At 45.3% G+C, this 19017-nt stretch carries 18 protein-coding genes and 1 pseudogene; 8 read left to right on the top strand and 11 right to left on the bottom strand.

Annotated features, from left to right (window positions below; genetic code table 11):
* Positions 1-226: 226 nt before the first annotated feature.
* From hslO to CUR83_RS02650, 3 genes are all read left to right on the top strand, one after another.
* The gene (hslO, locus tag CUR83_RS02660) at positions 227-1207 is read left to right on the top strand and encodes an Hsp33 family molecular chaperone HslO (protein WP_284719025.1); all 981 of its coding nucleotides are present in this window, start codon (positions 227-229) and stop codon (positions 1205-1207) included.
* Between the two features lie 104 nt (positions 1208-1311).
* Positions 1312-1533 carry a hypothetical protein gene (locus CUR83_RS02655; protein ID WP_071002331.1) on the top strand — a complete coding sequence of 74 codons (222 nt, stop codon included), beginning with the start codon at positions 1312-1314 and terminating at the stop codon, positions 1531-1533.
* Between the two features lie 234 nt (positions 1534-1767).
* Positions 1768-2199 (top strand): hypothetical protein, encoded by a 432-nt coding sequence (locus tag CUR83_RS02650; RefSeq protein WP_071002332.1) that lies wholly within the window; start codon positions 1768-1770, stop codon positions 2197-2199.
* A gap of 35 nt (positions 2200-2234) precedes the next feature.
* On the opposite strand, the gene CUR83_RS02645 is transcribed toward CUR83_RS02650, so the two are convergent.
* From CUR83_RS02645 to CUR83_RS02600, 10 genes are all read right to left on the bottom strand, one after another.
* Positions 2235-3728, bottom strand: a complete 1494-nt coding sequence (locus CUR83_RS02645) for an alpha/beta fold hydrolase (RefSeq protein WP_083328882.1) — start codon at positions 3726-3728, stop codon at positions 2235-2237.
* A gap of 259 nt (positions 3729-3987) precedes the next feature.
* Positions 3988-6213, bottom strand: coding sequence for a PhoX family protein (locus CUR83_RS02640; RefSeq protein ID WP_284719024.1), 2226 nt, complete (start codon positions 6211-6213; stop codon positions 3988-3990).
* A 283-nt stretch (positions 6214-6496) separates the two neighbouring features.
* Positions 6497-7126 (bottom strand): fumarylacetoacetate hydrolase family protein, encoded by a 630-nt coding sequence (locus CUR83_RS02635; RefSeq protein ID WP_425301319.1) that lies wholly within the window; start codon positions 7124-7126, stop codon positions 6497-6499.
* Between the two features lie 192 nt (positions 7127-7318).
* Positions 7319-8044 carry an ABC transporter permease gene (locus tag CUR83_RS02630; RefSeq protein ID WP_284719023.1) on the bottom strand — a complete coding sequence of 242 codons (726 nt, stop codon included), beginning with the start codon at positions 8042-8044 and terminating at the stop codon, positions 7319-7321.
* 12 nt (positions 8045-8056) lie between these two features.
* Positions 8057-8791 (bottom strand): ABC transporter permease, encoded by a 735-nt coding sequence (locus CUR83_RS02625; RefSeq protein ID WP_071002335.1) that lies wholly within the window; start codon positions 8789-8791, stop codon positions 8057-8059.
* A gap of 449 nt (positions 8792-9240) precedes the next feature.
* Positions 9241-10197: an ABC transporter substrate-binding protein gene (locus CUR83_RS02620; RefSeq protein WP_284719022.1), complete on the bottom strand. Its 957-nt coding sequence runs from the start codon at positions 10195-10197 to the stop codon at positions 9241-9243.
* Positions 10198-10265: 68 nt separating this feature from the next.
* The gene (locus CUR83_RS02615) at positions 10266-11171 is read right to left on the bottom strand and encodes a transporter substrate-binding domain-containing protein (RefSeq protein WP_223335337.1); all 906 of its coding nucleotides are present in this window, start codon (positions 11169-11171) and stop codon (positions 10266-10268) included.
* Positions 11172-11314: 143 nt separating this feature from the next.
* The gene (locus tag CUR83_RS02610) at positions 11315-12115 is read right to left on the bottom strand and encodes a transporter substrate-binding domain-containing protein (RefSeq protein ID WP_284719021.1); all 801 of its coding nucleotides are present in this window, start codon (positions 12113-12115) and stop codon (positions 11315-11317) included.
* A gap of 301 nt (positions 12116-12416) precedes the next feature.
* The gene (locus CUR83_RS02605) at positions 12417-13214 is read right to left on the bottom strand and encodes an ABC transporter ATP-binding protein (protein ID WP_071002339.1); all 798 of its coding nucleotides are present in this window, start codon (positions 13212-13214) and stop codon (positions 12417-12419) included.
* A 338-nt stretch (positions 13215-13552) separates the two neighbouring features.
* Positions 13553-13858, bottom strand: a complete 306-nt coding sequence (locus tag CUR83_RS02600; protein ID WP_071002340.1) for a hypothetical protein — start codon at positions 13856-13858, stop codon at positions 13553-13555.
* Positions 13859-14222: 364 nt separating this feature from the next.
* On the opposite strand from CUR83_RS02600, the gene CUR83_RS02595 reads away from it, so the two are divergent.
* The 5 genes and pseudogenes from CUR83_RS02595 to CUR83_RS02575 all read left to right on the top strand — a co-directional run bounded on the left by CUR83_RS02595 (position 14223) and on the right by CUR83_RS02575 (position 18300).
* Complete coding sequence (locus CUR83_RS02595) at positions 14223-15524, top strand: glutamate-5-semialdehyde dehydrogenase (RefSeq protein WP_071002341.1); 1302 nt, start codon at positions 14223-14225, stop codon at positions 15522-15524.
* A 122-nt stretch (positions 15525-15646) separates the two neighbouring features.
* Positions 15647-16390 carry a ribonuclease domain-containing protein gene (locus CUR83_RS02590; protein ID WP_284719020.1) on the top strand — a complete coding sequence of 248 codons (744 nt, stop codon included), beginning with the start codon at positions 15647-15649 and terminating at the stop codon, positions 16388-16390.
* A gap of 1 nt (position 16391) precedes the next feature.
* The gene (locus CUR83_RS02585) at positions 16392-16796 is read left to right on the top strand and encodes a barstar family protein (RefSeq protein WP_252962642.1); all 405 of its coding nucleotides are present in this window, start codon (positions 16392-16394) and stop codon (positions 16794-16796) included.
* Positions 16797-16829: 33 nt separating this feature from the next.
* Positions 16830-17435: pseudogene (locus CUR83_RS02580) on the top strand (sodium/glutamate symporter); the annotation flags it as partial.
* Between the two features lie 166 nt (positions 17436-17601).
* Entirely contained in the window at positions 17602-18300 is a 699-nt protein-coding gene (locus CUR83_RS02575) for a ZIP family metal transporter (RefSeq protein ID WP_284719019.1), read from the top strand.
* Positions 18301-18475: 175 nt separating this feature from the next.
* On the opposite strand, the gene CUR83_RS02570 is transcribed toward CUR83_RS02575, so the two are convergent.
* Positions 18476-18934: a hypothetical protein gene (locus tag CUR83_RS02570; protein ID WP_284719018.1), complete on the bottom strand. Its 459-nt coding sequence runs from the start codon at positions 18932-18934 to the stop codon at positions 18476-18478.
* Between the last annotated feature and the right edge of the window lie 83 nt (positions 18935-19017).

The raw sequence follows: 19017 nt of genomic DNA, 5'->3' as shown, positions 1-19017 counted from the left end.
GGTGATATTTTGGAATATATTTATTTTTTACCTAAAAGCCGCTGGTTCCCAATTACTACATCACTATAGAAATAGACAGATAGCTGACTCATTCATACCTAGATTTGTCCCTCATTGATACATGTAATCAAGAAAACATTGTAATCATAATATTGTGGTTGCTACGATTGATAAATTGTCCATAGTCCCCATAAAGCTAACAACTTCTTAATACTACAAATGACTTATGACACAAGATACTCAAGTCCCTAACACGGACAGCCAAACTGCTGGCACTCATAGCGACAACGACATACGCCAACGTTTTTTTATTGAAGACTCGCCCGTGCGCGGCGATGTGGTACGCCTATCACGCAGTTACGCCAGTACAATTGCGCAAAAGCCCTACCCTGAAGCCATCAAACGCTTATTGGGCGAGATGCTGACGGCAGCGAGTTTACTTATCAGTACCGTCAAAATTAACGGTCGTCTCTCTATCCAATTGCAGTCATCAGACAGCGATAGCTTGCTGAATTGGGCGATGGCAGAATGCGATCAAGACGGTATCATCCGTGCGCTTGCCAGCTGGAAAGGCGAGACGGATGAGCAATTGCAGGCTTGGGACAATATGATCCATGCCAAAGATGCCTTTGCTGAGCTGGGTGCTATGGGACAAGGGGTATTGTTCATTAATATTCACCCTGAAGGTGGCGAAGCGTACCAAGGTATCGTTGAGCGTAGCCATGACAATCTGGCAGATTGCTTGGCGCATTATCAAAAGCAATCAGCACAGATTCCAACGCTCATTAACCTAGCATCTGATGGCTTGCAAGCGGGTGGAATCTTGGTACAGATGTTACCGCGTACTGCAGAAGAAACGTCTGAAGTTGAGCAAAACCAAGATGCAGGTATCGACGATGATCTATGGACACGTCTAAGCGTGTTGACGCGCACGGTCAAGGCAGAAGAGCTGACGACATTGGATGCCAATGAGATTCTGTATCGCTTGTATCACGAAGAAAACGTTGTCGCCCCTGAGCCTGTTCCCCTAACGTTTGGTTGCACGTGCTCACGCGAGAAATGTGAGATGGCCATCGAGCAAATCGGCGAAGCAGAAGCGTTAGATATCGTTGATGAGCAAGGCGGTACGTTTGAGATGGACTGCGGATTCTGCGGTGAAGTCTATAAATTCAACAAAGACGACGTAGCAGCGGTATTTGCTGAGTAGTTTTGCTTTGTCACCGTAAGCCATTGTTCATAAAAAAACCCTCAAGTGTGATGCTTGGGGGGTTTTTTGTTCTATACTAAGTCTTTAAAGTATGGGTAGTTGCTATGAGTAGTTTTTGGCAAGAATTGATTATCAATTTGGGTGGCAATGCTGTTTTAGGTGGGCTTATAATCTACCTCGGTAAAATTTACCTTGAAAGAATTGGACGAAAAGAGCAAGCAGCTATTGATGAGCGTTTAAAACGACTTGAACAAGATCATGAAAAACTACTCACTAAAAATGAGCATTTTCATCAAATATCACAGCAAACATATAGTCAATCCTAAATAAAACAGATACATTATATATCAAGGTGGAACTGGTCTAAATCTTCCTTGCGTGCTGTGCCTACGCTGCTCGATGCTGCGAAAAATTTATCCCAGTCCCACTGTATCGTTTTTATACTGAATTCACTATATTAAAAGTTATTTGATCGAAAAATAGCAGTTTATGATGAACTATTAAGCTTAACTATTACATTTGAAAAGCTAACTCACCCAAAATTTCCTAACTGGAATGAAATGACTACAGAAAGTAAGATAGGTCATTGGTTTTTAATGTCAGGGCTTTATACTGAGTTATCTACAACATATTTGGCTATAGATAAAAGCATTTCAAAAAATATTACGGTCATAAGCCCAGACCTTTCCAAAAAATTTCTAATTTGGCTTGTACATTACAGAACAGAATTTGATTTATATAATAAAGAAAATTTAGACAAAACTCTCAATATTATGGGAGAAGCCTTTTTATCGCAAGCTACCAACAATAATGGGCAAATCAAAAATCTTCTTGCAGAAAGTGAGAAAAATTCATATAAAGAAAAGACAGGGCTGCAAAATATTCAAGGTAACTTGCTTCTAAAGAATATAGACCAGTTAAATGAGGTTTTAGAGCAAATAAAAAGTGACTCCTTAAAGCTTAATAAGAAAATCAACCATACTTACCTTTAAAACTACTAATACATTTAATGCTAAATAACACCAGCTTACACCGCCACAGACAAACTTCTAGGGTAAGAATGTATGCGCGGACGTCCAGCATAGTCGCTTAGACCATTATCGAGCAGCCATTCAACGACTTGCTCACGCACTCGTCTGCTATAGATTAAGTTAAGATGATTGACGCCATAAAACACCGCTTTATGACCATCTGGTACAAACAACGCATGCTCGGCATCATCTTCACCTAACGCGGATGCGACCGATACCAAGCTGTCTCCTAGCAAATCCGTCATCTTAGATTCGTAATGTGTCTCAATCAATGCACTGGCGACAAAGTAAGTTTTGATACCACTTGGCAGGCGCGCAGGATGACGAAAGTCTTGTGGTAATACGCTGCGTCCCTCTAAGGCTTTCCAGTCAGCGTCACGAATACTGCCATGACGCAGATCAATGATACCCGCACTCCTCATATCACCGAGCTTTGCAAGTGAGCCTGCAAATGGCAACTTGGCGATGATGTCTTGCACATAATTACCGATACGCTCAAGCACTGCCCCATGATGCGGTGAACCTAAGGTGATGAGATTGCCCACGCGCTTTATCCAATCTAGGCGCTCTTGCTCACCATAAAACAGCGCACTGCGCGCCACCAAGCCGCCCATGCTATGACCCACCAAATCTATCTGAGTAATATTTGGGTTATTATCGACCACGTCCTGTAGTAATTGAGAGAATTTACGACCACTGCGTGAGATACGTCGACCTGTATTGTAATCTAAGTACAGAACGGTGGTATCAGGCTGGCTGATATGAATCGCCTCGCCCAGATTATTGCCTTCTTGCGACTGCCAGCTTAAGTGACTCATGCACAAGCCATGGCACAAAATGACAATCCGCCCTGATAGCCGCTCATTTTGGGGCTTGCCTTCTTTGGTGTATAACATCATCGGAATTGCGAGCGCATTTTGATTGTTGACCAGATGATCACCCATGACACCATTGATGACGTTGACCAGCTTTTTTAGTGAGTCAGGTAGTGGCTGAGCTGTTTTTTGCACGATGAAGTTTTTGTATATTCGTAGTACCGAGGCCAGATTGTTACCGACCATGAGCATGATATGACGTATCGTACCATAGGTGCGCCCAGTGAAACCGCGCTGCCATTTATTTAGGTGCTTATCATTGAACCGGCCTAAGGGACGCAAGATGACTTCACGATGAATGGACTCGACGATTTCAGTCATCTCAACCACTCCCATGGTCGCAAGCTGCGCCAACCCTTCAAAAAAATCCGCCAAAGAGACAGGGGTTTTGGTCGCTTCCTCATTGTCTTCTGCGTCTGCCAATAATTTGACCAGCTCATCCATATCGATGGCTTCGAGTTGATCTATCTGCTCATACAAATCACCATGCCGTGGCACGCTATCAGCTGAGAAAAAATGGGCATCAAGCTCATGGCGATTACGCGTATAACTGCTATCATTCTGAGCGCTACTGTCACTAATACGGTTGTTATAAAACAAATTTTGACTGCTCATAGTATTGGCACGTTTAGCGAAAAAGGGTGTTTTTCTATACTATCCTTTAACAGTCGCAAATAGAAGCGAATAATTTAGTTTTAGCGTTCGTTTGTGACCAAAAGAGATGTATGGATGATAAACGGTATCTTTATTATTGTTAAAGCATTAACTACTACATGCATCAAAAGAAAAAATCCCAAGCCGAAACTTGGGATTTTTATTTAGTGAATACGCCTTTCTGCCATTTCTACTATTTTGTCATCTAGCGCTTACCGAGCTATGCCGGACTGGCTGCCGACTCAAATGATTCCGCCAATATGACATCGCCGTCTTCTTTGGTAATCATGACTGTTGCTGAGCGCGGAGTACTACCGCCAGCGACCGCACCCCATGTATTACCTGGATGCTGAATGTTGATAAACAGTGTTTTGAAATCTGGTGTCATGGTAATACCGGTGACTTCGCAGCCTTCAGGGCCGACAAAGAAGCGTTTGATATTGTCGTTACTAGCCGGCATGCCAATGCGTGTTTGCTGTCCTGCTGACGTCGTGATGGTAGTACCATCGCTGACTTTGCCCGGTAATGCCGCAAGCAGCATACAGCTGGTAGTGTCGGTATACGCACCATCATCCGTTTGAATCCATAACACACCACGTGGATCAAAATACAAACCATCAGGAGAAGACAGATCATTGCTAGCACTTAACTGCGATAAATTCTCTGCGGACAAGTTACTTGGTGCACCAAACAGATAGATATCCCACTCAAAACTGGTTGCGGCATGATCGCCGCCCGTCTCTGCCCAGCGAATGATATGACCGTTGTCATTACCACTTGGTTTGCCATTGACTTGATAGCTACGCGGGTTAGCAGCTGATAAAGGTTGGTCCTCACGCACACCGCGATATTTATTGTTGGTCAATGTCACATAGACATCGCCCGTCATAGGACTGACCGATACCCATTCTGGTCGATCCATCTTGGTAGCGCCAGCGGCATCGCCAGCAGCGCGAGCATAGACCAGCACTTCATCTTGGCTATTAAATGGTAACGCACTATTGAAGGCATCTAGTCCATTTTGACCTTGAACAAGTGCTTTCCACTCACCGCTGCCATCTTCATTAAATATGGCAACATATAGCGTACCATCATTCAGGTATTTGTCACCAGCTTTGAGCCCGCCACCGATATCCGCATTTGACCACATCGCTTTGGAGACGAACTTATAAATATACTCGCCTCGAGCGTCATCACCCATATAAAATACCACAGGTTTGCCTTGCTTAACGGGTGCATAGGCACAGTTTTCATGGGCAAATCGACCCATGGCGGTACGTTTTTGCGGTGTAGAGTTTTGGTCAAACGGATCAATCTCAGTGATATAGCCAAAGGTATTGAAACCATTACGATAATCATCAGCAGCACTAGCACCAACAGCGGTCATATCCCAACGTGAAAACTCGTCTGTGATGATGGCGTCTTTGGCGTCAGGCGTGTGCCATAGATATCGAGAGCCTGGAGAGTTTTCTGGTGCACCGTAACGCTCGCGACCATAGTTATCACTGGCGCTTAACTGACTGGCATCTTGTCCGCGCGCAAACACACCCAAGAAGTTCTCTTCTGTGGTCAGGTAAGTGCCCCAAGGTGACAAGCCTGCACCGCAGTTATTATTAATGCCGCGCGTCTGAAAACCTGTTGGGTCAAACTTGGTTTTGACCAAATCAGAACCTGCCACAGGGCCTGCCAACTGTGCAGTCGTACTACTGGTGATACGTCGATTGTATTTGGAGTTTGGCACCATCTCATAGCCCATGCCATTTGCGCGGCGCTTCATCTCAACCACGGCCACACCATGGCAGTTGACTTCACGGCGCACATCGCTGGCAAGGCGGCGGCGTTGGAATAAAGGCGCAGCATCTTTATCTTCGATGACATAATAGCCAAACGGGCTTAGCTCCTCACTATTGACGTATTCGTGATTCATAACCAGTAGGCCATTCTCTGAGGCTTTGGCATCGTAGGCATTGCTGTTTTTGCCAAAGAACCACATGCCATCATGGTTATCGCCCATGCGCCATTCAAATGATTCTGCCGACTGCTCTCGATTGTCTTTCCAGTCGTCAAGGCCAGGCATCAGCGGTGTGCCAAGCGGCAGTATCATCTCTGCCTTGTAACCTTCTGCCACCGTCATCGTCTCAGCAGTTGAGTGCGCTACGGCCTTAAACTTTAAGGTTTCAGGACGCTTCAAATCACCCTGCGCAGGAATAGCAGCATCATTGCCATCTTCGACAATAGGACTGCTGATATTGTCATCGTCATCACTACAACCAACCAAAGGTAGCGCGCCAAAAAACGCTGCTGCCGTCAACCCTGTACCACCTTTTAGAATACTACGGCGATTCAGACGGCGATTAATAACTGTCTGAAAATCAGTATTATTAGTAGGGTTTGAATCTTCAACGATTTCGTGAGCGAGCTCTAGTTCTTTATTCAATAATGTCATTATCAGTCACCTTGCTATTGGGCTAGATTGGCGGAGAGTGGGTCGCGGCGTCACATTACAACCACAAAAATACGAATTCCGCTTAAGTCTACTGACTCTTTATGACAGCACGCTGAACGATAGATGACAAACTGATGACAAATAACTGTACAAACAATTATTGAGAGATATAAGTATTAAAAAATTTTGAAAAAATATATAAAGTCTAAAAAATAAAAGCCCCAAGCAATGGCTCAAGGCTTTTTAATATTTATGACGACTAGTACTGGTTCATTTAGCAAGCTTACTGCACTTGTGTTACCCATTCATGAGCACCCAATGTTAGTTTGAGCTTATCGCCTGCTTGTAGTACACCCACGCCGCTTGGTGTGCCAGTCATAATCACATCACCTGCCTGTAAGCTAAAAGCATGGCTGATGTTGACCAGCAGCTCATAGACAGGGAACAGCATCAAAGCACTATCACCGTCTTGCGCCAGCTTATCATTGATGATGAGCTGATAATGTACATTCTGAAGATTGCCAAAGGCTTGTGGGTCGATCCAGTCAGCAAGCACACAGGCCCCATCAAAACACTTGGCACGCTCCCATGGATGACCTTTTTCTTTAAGGGTGCTCTGCAAATCACGCAAGGTCAAATCCAGCCCCAAGGTCATCCCGCCAATCGCCTGCTGTGCCTCTTCAATCGTTGCCATCGACAGGTCAGATGACAGCTGAATACATAGCTCAGCCTCGTAATGCGTCCCGCCAAATATCTCTGGATTGGGACGGATCACATCATGGCGAGTAGATACCACAGAAGAGGCGGGCTTCATAAACAATATGGGTGATGATGGCACCTCATTGCCAAGCTCTTCTGCATGCGCCGCATAGTTACGCCCCACGCAGACGACTTTGCCAATAGAGCTACGCAGACGCTCATTGTGGTTATCAATGCTTTGTTCTTCACTGACCCCAGCGGTGATGGCATTTGCTAATGACATATGTGGCGATTGGCTCATACTAGACTCTCCCTATAAATGATAAATATTTTTCAGCAATCCCTACTATATTGTCTACCGTCACCTTTATTGTCATCTTGGCGACCATTCATGACCAGTGACTCTCTATGGAATCGTGTTGGTCACCACATCTGGTGGCACATAGCTGGCGTGTCGGTTCATACGTTTTTCAAACAGTCTAAAGCTAAACAAGATAACCCATGACAGCACAAGATAAACGATACCCGCGGCAAAGAACAGCTCCATCAGCGTATAGGTACGCGCACTGATCGTACGAGCCACCCCCGTAATATCCATCAACGCGATGGTCGATGCGAGCGCACTGCCCTTTAGCATAAAGATAACTTCATTACTGTAGGCTGGGATCACAATACCAAACGCACGCGGCAACGTTACACGTGTCAGCTTCTGCCATTTTGACATACCAAGCGCATCGGCCGCCTCAAGCTCACCGACAGGTATCGTCTGAATCGCACCGCGTATAATCTCTGCCAGATATGCACTGGTATTTAGGGTAAAGGCGATGATCGCACACCAGTATGCTTGACTGAGCACCGGCTCCCATAAAAACGACTCACGCACCGCCCCGAACTGACCAAGACCATAGTAAATCAGGAATATCTGCACCAGCAGCGGCGTACCGCGGAAAAAGAAAATATAAAGAAATGGCAATATCTGTACTAACCAGCTCTTCGACAAGCGCAGCAGCGCTAGAATCAAACCAAAAAACAATCCGACAATACCTGAGATCACGACCAGCTGTATAGTCAGTACCGCACCGCCCATTAAATCAGGTATATGATCAAAAATGACCTGCCAATTCCAATCCATAGTATCCCTCCTCTATCCTATGGTCGATTGACTGTGAGTGGATTGACGGCTTATCTTTTTGGCATAGCGTGCCGCTGGATTGGCGCGCCACTCAAGCCACATCATAAAGCCAGTAATCAACATGGTCAGACCCAAATAAATAATCGCTGCTGCCATATAAAAGGTAAACGGCTGCTGTGTTGACTGCGCAGCACGCGACGACTGATACATGATGTCTTTGAGACCCACCACAGACACCAGCGCCGTGTCTTTGAGCAGTACCAAAAATAAATTGCCCAAACCTGGCAATGCAATCTGCCATACCTGAGGCAACGTAATGCGATAAAAGGTCTGAAAAGGACGCATACCAATCGCTTGCGACGCTTCTCGTTGCCCTATCGGAATCTCTTGAATCGACATGCGAAAAATCTCAGTCGCATACGCCCCAAACGCGATCGACAGCGCCATAACGCCGCCCCAAAAAGCGCTAATCTCGACATAGTCGTTGTAGCCGAACTTTTTGAGGATGCTCATCAATAAGATTGAGCCGCCATAATAAATAAAGAGCACCAATAGCAACTCAGGAATACCGCGCATCGTCGCAGTATAGACAGTCGCAAGCTTACGCAGCAACCAGATATTGGACATCTTTGCGGTTGCGCCGAGCAAGCCTAAGGCCAGACCAATGATTAAACTGGTCACGGCAAGCTGTATGGTGACGGTAGCGCCGCTTAATAAAAGCGCGCCAAATCCTTGTAAGTCAAACACGATTATCCACTCAGTCTCTTTATATTAGCAATTTGCAAAATATGAGTTAAAAGAATCAGCATCAATAGCTGAACGCAGTCCATCACCGTATTTTATACCACCTTAATACAGATGGTCGTCGTCAAAAAAAATGACGTCAGAGCAATACGGTTGGCGCTGCGATAATTGACACAGTAGAAATGAGCGCTGATTTTATCATATTCGCTCGCCGTGATGTTAATCCTGACGCGTAAAAGCTGTGTCTAAACCGTACTTAAACAGACACTTGGGCAAATACGCGTGAAACGAACTGACTAAATTTGAGTAAAGCGAATGGTGAATAACGATGACTATGCCATGACCATACGATACGTTTATGGAATAATAAAAAAGGACATCACCATCATGGCAATATCCTTTTATTAATCAAAACAATATTTTTGACTGCTATCTTTAACTACTGTTAGCTATTAACTAACGTTTTCTGTCGCTGGTTGCTTGCTAATATCTGCATCTGTATCTTCGCCTGTATTTGCGTCCTCATTAACTGTACTCGTTGCAGATACTGGCACCGCAAAGTACTTTTGATTGATTTTATCGTAAGTACCGTTGGCTTTAATATTGGCTAAAGATTGATTGATCTTTGCTTGTAGCGGATCGCCTGGGCGTACTGCTATCGCAAAGTTATCATTGATATCAATCTCGTCGCCTTTTAGTGCATATTTACTACCAGCAGGAGAGCTCAGCCACTCTATCGCAGGCAACTTATCAGAGATCATCGCATCGACGCGGTTTGATCCTAGATCCAAAAACGCATTGCTCAGCGTATCATAAAGCTTCATGTCAGCGTTTGGATACTTGTCTTCGAACCACTGTGATGAGATGGTCGAGCGCTGCGCGGCAATCGAGTGAGCGTCGATGTCGCTTTGGTTACTAGGGTCAAAACTGCTGTCTTTTTTGGCCAAAAAAACCAAGGTATTGCTAAAGTATGGATCAGTGAAGCTAACCTGCTCTGCACGCTCTGGCGTAACGGACATCGCCGCGACAATCGCATCATACTTACCGGCTTTTAGACCAGGAATAATACCGTCCCAATCTTGCGCCATAATCTCACAAGTTACCTGCATATCGGCACAGATGGCATTGGCTATCTCAACGTCAAAACCACCCAGTGTCCCATCGGCGTTGGTATAGTTAAAAGGTGCATACGCCCCTTCCGTACCAATACGAAGTACGTCATCCTTAGTTGCCTTTGTTTCGGTCGTATCAGAACTGGTATCGGCCGCATTCTCTTGGCTATTGCTACAGCCAGAGATGGTAAAAATAGTCGCCAGTGCGAGCAATGACACAGATAGACGACTGCTCGTCATAGCGCTAATAATAGATTTGCCAGTCGTAGCACGGACTGGAACACAGTGATTGCTCATGATCATCCTTGGGTTTTCTTGGGTAAACAACACTTTTCAAAATAACGGTCTATGCAGAAGACGTCGTCTTAGTTCGTTGCCGCTTCAGCTGGTGCGTCTTCTTCAACGACTATGACTTCATCAACGCCATCAGTCACGACTGCTTTTTGTGCCGCAGCGGTCGAGCTGGTACCAAAGTAACTGCCTGTGATTTGATCATAAGTGCCGTTGTCTTTTAGCTCAGCCAATGCCGCATTAAATTTAGCAACCAATGGATCGCCTTTACGGAATGCAATACCCATTGCATCGTCGTCGCTGCTGATTTCTTGACCTTTAATCTCGTAGCCGCTACCCGCTTCTGTTTTTAGCCAATCAGTGCCAGTGACTTTATCAGACATCATACCGCGCACACGACCTGAGGTTAGATCTAGGTAGGCATTGTCTTGAGTATCATATAGCTTGATATCAGCATCCGCGTGCTCGTCCTGTAGATACTGTGAGGCCACGGTAGAGCGCTGTGAAGCGATTGGCTGACCTTTGAGCGAATCGATGCTGATATCGTCGCCTTTTTTACCAATCAAGATGATACCACTATGGAAGTAAGGGTCACTAAAATCCACTACTTCTTTACGTTCAGGGGTGATTGACATACCAGCGATGGCGGCATCAAATTTCTGTGCGTTAAGCCCTGGAATCAAACCATCCCAATCTTGAGATATGACTTCACATTCTGCTTTCATTTGTGCACATAATGCGTCAACCAACTCAATCTCGTAGCCGATCAGTTTGCCATCAGCATCTGTATAGCTAAATGGCTTATAGCTTGATTCTGTTGCGATTTTGATATTCATAGGTGCTTCAGACGCGGTATCAGCTTCAGCATTTTCTGCTGGTGCTGAGCTGTTGTTACAACCTGTTAGCATTAGCATCGCGGCGCTAAGCGGTGCTAGCAACAAGGCTTTTTTGCTCATTGATGAGGTCATTAGTGATGTCATTGAAAGTGTCATACTTATTATTCCTTAATATAGTTACCAGCCATATCGTCACTTATTACGTGCTGCTTGATGCCTTATTGAGCGCCACTTACTCAGTACTTGTCAGTGGCGCGCGCGTATTCGCAGCCGTCTTTAGTGAGTCATTATTGACCAAAGTTTTGCTGCTCAAGACGGGCAAGCTCACCGTTGCTACGGATCTCGCTCAATGCTTTATCAAACTCCGCTTTGAGTCCATCACCTTTACGCACGGCAATGGCAATATTGTCATTATTGTCTATCTCATCACCAACGATACCGAAGCCTTCTTTATTGTCAGCGAGCCATGATTTGGCAGAGACTTTTTCGGCCAATACTGCATCGCTACGACCAGACTTTAGATCCAAGTAAGCATTGTCATAGTTGTCATATAGCTGCACGGTATTGCCATCTTTGCCTTCGTAGTTATCTTGTAGATAAGCGCCTGGCGTGGTAGAACGCTGACCGCCAAGCGTGACGTTTTGGATCGCCATTGGATCAAAGCTGCCATCAGTGTTGCTGAGCCATACCATCGTATTGGCAAAATACGGCTCGCTGAAATCGACTTTTTCTTGACGCTCAGCCGTGATTGACATACCTGCGATAACGGCATCATATTTTTGTGCCAATAGACCTGGGATAATACCGTCCCAATCCTGCGCCACGATTTCACAGTTGGCTTGCATCTGCTCACACAAGGCATTGGCAACATCGACATCAAAACCGCTCAAGCTACCATCAGCATTGGTATAGTTAAACGGAGGATAAGCGCCTTCGGTTGCAATGCGGATGGTTTTGCCAGTCGTTTCTGCGGCAGGTGCATCGGCATTGGCTTCGGTAGTTTCATCGGCAGGTTGGCTACAAGCGCTTAGCATGAGCGCAGCAGAGACGGTCATCGATGACCAAAATAGACGAGCGTTCGACATCATATGTTCCTTAAATTCTGATGGGTATGGATATGGGGTTCTGATACTTTGTTCTCTGACGTCCCTGACAGACAAGCAATATAGATAGCAGAATAATGGACAGCCGTTAAAATTGACCGACTATAAACCTTTTGATAATACCTGAGTAAAAAATCAAAAACAAACGTTTTGCATACTCACCGTGACTATTGGGCAATAAAGGATAAACAATAGTTACGGTATAGTGATTTTTATATTTGATAGGATTCGATGGCGGTAAAGTCGGTAGGGCGCTACCACCATCTGATTTATAGCTTGGACAGGATTAGTGCGGACGATGCGAGGCCATAAAATCTTTGACGCGCTCGGAGGTAGGATTGTCAAAGACTTGCTCAGGTGTGCCGATCTCCTCAACCACCCCTTGGTGCAGGAAGACCACTTTGCTTGATACTTCACGGGCAAAGCGCATTTCATGAGTGACGATCAGCATAGTGCGACCCTCTTCTGCCAGCTCTCGCATCACAGCCAGTACTTCATTGACCAACTCAGGGTCTAGCGCCGAGGTTGGCTCATCAAATAATAGCACTTGCGGCTGCATGGCAAGCGCGCGCGCAATGGCAACCCGCTGACGCTGACCACCAGATAAGTTCGCTGGATAAGCGTCTTTTTTATCGAGCAAACCGACTTTGTCGAGCAGTTTTTCGGCATCGCTAATCGCTTGGGCTTTTTTGATCTTGAGAACCTGCGTTGGCCCCTCAATAATGTTTTGTAGGATCGTCTTATGTGGCCACAAATTAAAGTTTTGGAAGACGAACCCAACGCGAGCACGCAAGCTCTCTAACTGCTTCACATCCGCCGCTTGCAGCTCACCTGATCTGGCAGGTTTTAGCATCAGCTCTTCGTTACCGATCAGGATACGACCTTGATTGGGATTTTCGAGCAAGTTAATACAGCGCAGCAATGTCGATTTACCTGAGCCAGATGAGCCCAAAATAGAGATGACATCACCATCATAGGCCGTCAGAGACACTCCCTTGAGCACCTCTAATGAGCCATAACTTTTATGGATGTCTTGTAAGTCTAGGGCGATAGGCCGAGTTGGTTTTTTTGCAGTATCAAGCATGGTTCAGCAGACTTCCAATAAATATGAGTGAAAACACGAATAAAAATAAATAAGAGCCGTATATATAGTATAAGTATCTATAGCATTATTATGCTAATGCTACGCCTGAGCAGGCCAAGAGAAAAATGCCATATTGTCTCTTATTACACAGTAAAAAGGCAAATCTTGTGTTTAACCAGTCAGTTAATCAGTACTGGATAACTGACTGGCACAAAAAAGCCCAGACCATATTTATCGCTCTGGGCTTTATTTTATCACTTTCGCGTGCCAGGCGTTGTTTTATCTGATAATGCTATATTGACCAACACACTATCATAGCGTTTGGCGCGCCATAAAACTTAGTACGTCGATACATGCTCTGAATCTTCGGTGCCATCCAGTACTTCTGCATCATCTGCGGTTGCCACAGCCACATCATCCCCTGTACTGACAGCCATACCGTCATCGGCGCTAGCAACGGCGATGTCATCAGAGCTACTCGCAGTTGCGGTTGCATTCTCTTCAACGCTGGTTTGAGCGTCAACGCTTGTATCCGCTTGCGTCTCCATTGGTGTCTCGTCTTTGCTACAAGCACTGAGCGCAAGCACCCCTGCAACCAAGCCAACCGTCATCCAGTTTTTGTATGTCGTGTTTTTAATCGTCATCGTTATTCTCCATTACTTGTCATATGATTCAGCGTCATTTATTGATAGTGCCGTTTTCTTAGTGCCTACTATACTGATGATACATCGCAGCTACCTTAGTATTTACAGCGCAGTTCTGTTAAAGGCACGTAAACACAGCTCACAAAATATTTGAAGCAACCCTTTGTAAAGTCACTTTGATGCTTTGTAAAGCGGGTTCTGTTCACAAAATCATCTTTACTATCGCCGCAATCTCCTCTATGTTAAATAGCATAATGACCTATGGACCGCTAAATAGGCATTCAAAACTGATTTTTTGCTAAATTTTCGCCTTTTTAGGCGCTTTTATTTATATAAAACTGATATCACATAAGGAGAATAATTGATGAGTCAAGCAAATACGACGGATATTACCACCTACATGCAGTCTGTTGGCAAGCAAGCCAGAGCCGCTTCTCGTGCGCTCGCGGCAGCCAACACAGGCGACAAAAACTCAGCACTCATGGCCATTCATGATGAGCTAGTCAATGCCAAGCCAGATATTTTGGCAGCCAATAAAATCGATATGGACAACGGTCACAAAAACGAGCTTGATAGCGCTCTGCTCGATCGCTTGGAATTAAACGAAGCACGATTCAACGCTATGCTCCAAGGCCTAAAAGACGTGGCGAGCCTGCCTGATCCAATCGGCGAAGTGACGGATATGACTTATCAGCCATCAGGGATTCATTTGGGCAAAATGCGTGTGCCACTGGGCGTCGTTGGCATGATTTATGAATCGCGTCCTAACGTAACCTTAGAAGCTGCTTCACTGGCACTAAAATCAGGCAACGCCATCATCTTACGCGGTGGCTCTGAAGCGTTTGAATCCAATCAAGCGATTGCCAAATGCATCATAAAAGGTCTCAGTCAGACGGATCTCTCTGAGCACAGCGTTCAAGTATTGCAAACGACCGATCGAGCTGCCGTTGGTGAGCTGATCACCATGACTGAATATGTGGACGTCATCGTACCGCGTGGCGGCAAAGGTCTGATTGAGCGTATTAGCAACGACGCCCGCGTCCCTGTGATCAAGCATCTAGATGGTAACTGCCATACCTTTATCGATAGCGATGCGGATCCTGAGATTGCCATCAAAGTCAGTGTCAATGCCAAAACCCATCGTTATGGTACGTGCAACACGATGGAGACGCTGCTGATTGATGCCTCTATCGCCAAAGATTTATTACCAAAGATTGCCACTGCCATTATCGAGGCCGATGATGCCATGCAACTGCGTGTTGACGAAAGTGCTGAGAGTATCTTGGCCGATGTGATCACCTTAAACGGTCACTTGTCTGCTGCTACCTCTGAGGACTGGGATACAGAATATCTTGCCCCTATTCTTGCGGTAAAAGTCGTCGACGGTATCGATGAGGCGATTGAACATATCAATACACATGGCAGCCATCATACCGATGTCATCATCACGGACAACTATACCAAGTCGCAACGCTTCATTCGTGAAGTGGACTCAGCAAGCGTGATGATTAACGCTTCTAGCCGTTTTGCTGATGGCTTTGAATATGGTCTTGGTGCTGAGATTGGTATTTCAACGGACAAAATCCATGCGCGTGGCCCAGTGGGTCTTGAAGGACTGACCTCGCAAAAATGGATCGTCTATGGTCATGGTGAAGTACGTGCATAACTAAATCTGTATTCATGATTGAATCGAGCGTTTGAGAACGTCGGCCATTGTGCTGGCGTTTTTTTATGATAATCATAGCTATCTATATTACGGACATCTAAACAATAAGGAGCGGTGCCACCATGCAAAGCGGCAAGATTAAACATTGGAATCACGAAAAAGGCTATGGCTTTATCGATGTCGATGATCAAGATGAAGACGTGTTTTTTCATATTAGCAAAGTAAGTTTGGCGGAGCCGATAGCGGTTGGTCGACGTGTCTATTTCACGAGTAGTCGTAATGATAAAAACCAATTGCGTGCCACCAAAGTGACGTCAGCCGTACTCAGCATTGAACCAGATACTGCACCAAATACACCAAGGCAGATGCCCAATAATAGCAAACGAGATAATCACAGCCGGCCCTCAAATCGCAACCATCAAAACACTCGTCAAAATAGCTCTCGCAACAAGAGAAGCCTAGGCAGTACCCTATTTAGCCTCATTGCCATTATCGCTGTCGCTGTCTACTTCTTTGCTGATTTAGGCTCGACGTTATCTCAGTATACGTCTGACAATACCAGTCAAGTCGCCACAACTGGCACCACGACCACTAGCATCACAGGTGATGCACAAGTCGATAAGACAATTGCGCTGATTCAACAAGGCGGGCCATATCCTTATCCCAATAAAGATGGCACGACGTTTTATAACCGTGAAGGCAGGCTACCCGCCCAGTCGCAAGGCTACTACCGCGAATACACCGTACCCACCCCTGGCGTCTCCCATCGCGGTGCAAGGCGTATCGTCACAGGTGGTCGCCCGCCCACTGTTTATTACTTAACCGTCGATCATTATGACAGTTTTCAAAAGCTTGAGGTGCACTAACATGAAACAAGCGAATATGAATCAAGAAGCCATGAATCAGAAAGATACGAGCCAAGCCATCCACTATGTCAGTCAAGACCCCATTAACCAAAACGGTACAGCGCTACCTGCCGTCATTCCTACTCAGGCTGTTACCATACCTGCGTGTGACACACTGGACAAAACCACGCTATTGACGAGTCTGGCGCGTGCCTGCCACTTCCCCAGCTATTTTTCACACAATTGGGACAGTGCATGGGATTGTCTGACAGACAGCGATGTGCAGCACTTAGTGCTTGATTTGACGGTAATAAAAAAGATAAACACCGAAGACTTCAATATTTTTAAAAGCATTATCGAAGATGCTTATAGCGACTTTGGTAAGCCGCAACTATGGATTATTGTGCCCTTTGAGAATGACACTTAGCGGTGAAAAAATGACGAGGAAACTGCAGGGAGCAATAAAGACATCTTTGAGAGACCCGATAGCATGCGCTTTATCACGGCATCCTCTACTATCGAGACATTAGCGCTATTTGCAGGGGCATTGGCTTTTACCGATGGGATGACGCTCGTGGCTGAGGGCACATGGTTTGAGCTACCGACGTTCGTCTGGGCACTGGCAGGCGGCGTTATCATTCGCAATGTGTTAACGATGGTCTTCAATTTTGAGATGTTTGATCGCTCGATTGATGTATTTGGTAATGCGTCTTTGAGTCTGTTTTTGGCAATGGCGTTACTGTCATTGAAGCTGTGGCAGTTGACGGATTTGGCAGGGCCTGTATTGGTCATATTGATCGTACAGACCATCATCATGATTATCTACGTCTACCTCATTACCTTTAAAGTCATGGGCAAAGACTATGACGCGGCAGTACTCTCAGCAGGACATTGCGGTTTTGGTATGGGAGCTACCCCGACAGCGATTGCCAATATGCAAGCTGTCACGGATCGCTATCTCCCCCCGCCGAAAGCCTTCTTAATCGTGCCAATGGTTGGTGCGTTCTTTGTCGATATCGTCAATGCCACGATATTGCAACTATTCACCAAGTTGCCGTTTATGTAATACTACGTCTGAGCGTATTTAAGCCGTGATTAATCTTGAGGAGATTGCATGGGTCACATCGTGTGATAGCATTATTATCAAATACGATGTGATCTCACTGCCATTCATCGTATCAACATACATTACTCAGAATGATTAAAACTTATTAAAAGTATCGAGGCATTTTATGTTGGTATTTGCCATTATTCTTGTGGTTTCAGGCGCACTCGTTATTGGTGCATTGTGGGGTCTATACGGCTACATGCCTGACTGGATACAAGGCAATCTGCTTGCGCTGGCAGGTGGTGCACTCATGAGCTCAGTGGTACTTGAGATGATTCAACCTGCGATTGGCGAGAGTGGTTTGTGGACGACTGTCGCCTTTACCGTGTTAGGCGCAGTGGTCTTTACAGCTATTGACTATCTGATTGATGAAAAAATGCAAAACAAAGGCGGGGCAGGTTTGCTTGCTGCTATTACACTTGATGGCATCCCAGAAAACTTAGCGCTTGGCGTCGCGCTAATTGGTGGTAACGCTTTACAAGTCGCGGCACTAGCAGGGTCTATTTTATTATCAAATCTCCCAGAAGCCGCAGGCGGTGCCAAACAAATGCGTGATGGTGGTAGCAGTCACAAAAAAATACTCATGCTATGGATTGGTGCAGCTATTTTATTATCATTAGCAGCTATTATTGGCAAAACGCTTCTCAAAGATGTCGATGATGCAGTAATTAGTGCAATTGACTGTTTTGCCGCAGGGGCGGTGATTGCTTCATTAGCAACAGAAGTTTTTCCGTCTGCATTTAAAGATGGCAACCATTGGGCGGGTATCAGCACTGCTATTGGTTTGGTGCTGGCATTAGGACTCAATCAACTCGGTGGCTGAGATTCTAAATATTCGTAGGGTTTAAATTTGCCCCTTATTGCATGAGCATGCTCTTATCGCACAATTATTTGAATGAATAAAACCACCCAGCAATAATGTTGGGCGGTTTTTATTTATCTGACATTCGGTTCAAATATGTCTAGGTGCGGCGTCATGCAGCAACATGATCGACTCACTAAAGCGTAAACCCAATCACATTGAGCTTGTTCTCTTCTGCAAACTTAAATAACTCGTGAACGTGATTTAAATTCTCACGAAATGTATTCAAACCTTCTTGGCTCTCTGCTTCGTGGTAGCCGATATCGTGTACCAATTTTTTTAAGTCTGTCGCGGCAAACGCTTTGACGATCTCAGGTACGACGGCCACATTGTATAATAAACCGTCATGCTGCTCATGCAACGGGGTGCTATTGTTTGCCAAAAACAACAAATTGCACAAGGCATAATGCCCCTCTCCCAATAACTCAACCAGTTCTTCCGTATAATGTTCAAGAGACGCTTGTCTCACATCTAAGTATCGGTTATCGCGATTTTCTCTTAGCTCATCCAGTGTCATATCACCAACAAGTATGCTGGTTAAATTTTCCTCGCGAACACTACAAAAGCAAAATGACATAGTTGTTGAAATAGACATCGTATCTTCCTTAACTGTTATTAAAAATAAAAACCGCCTAGCAAACGCTAAGCGGTTTTTTGTTATACAACTCTCAAATAGAG

It is taken from the genome of Psychrobacter pocilloporae (assembly GCF_029872915.1).
Taxonomy (GTDB): domain Bacteria; phylum Pseudomonadota; class Gammaproteobacteria; order Pseudomonadales; family Moraxellaceae; genus Psychrobacter; species Psychrobacter pacificensis.
The sequence above is the reverse complement of the archived record's forward strand: the minus strand, read 5'-3'. Positions and strand labels throughout refer to the sequence as shown.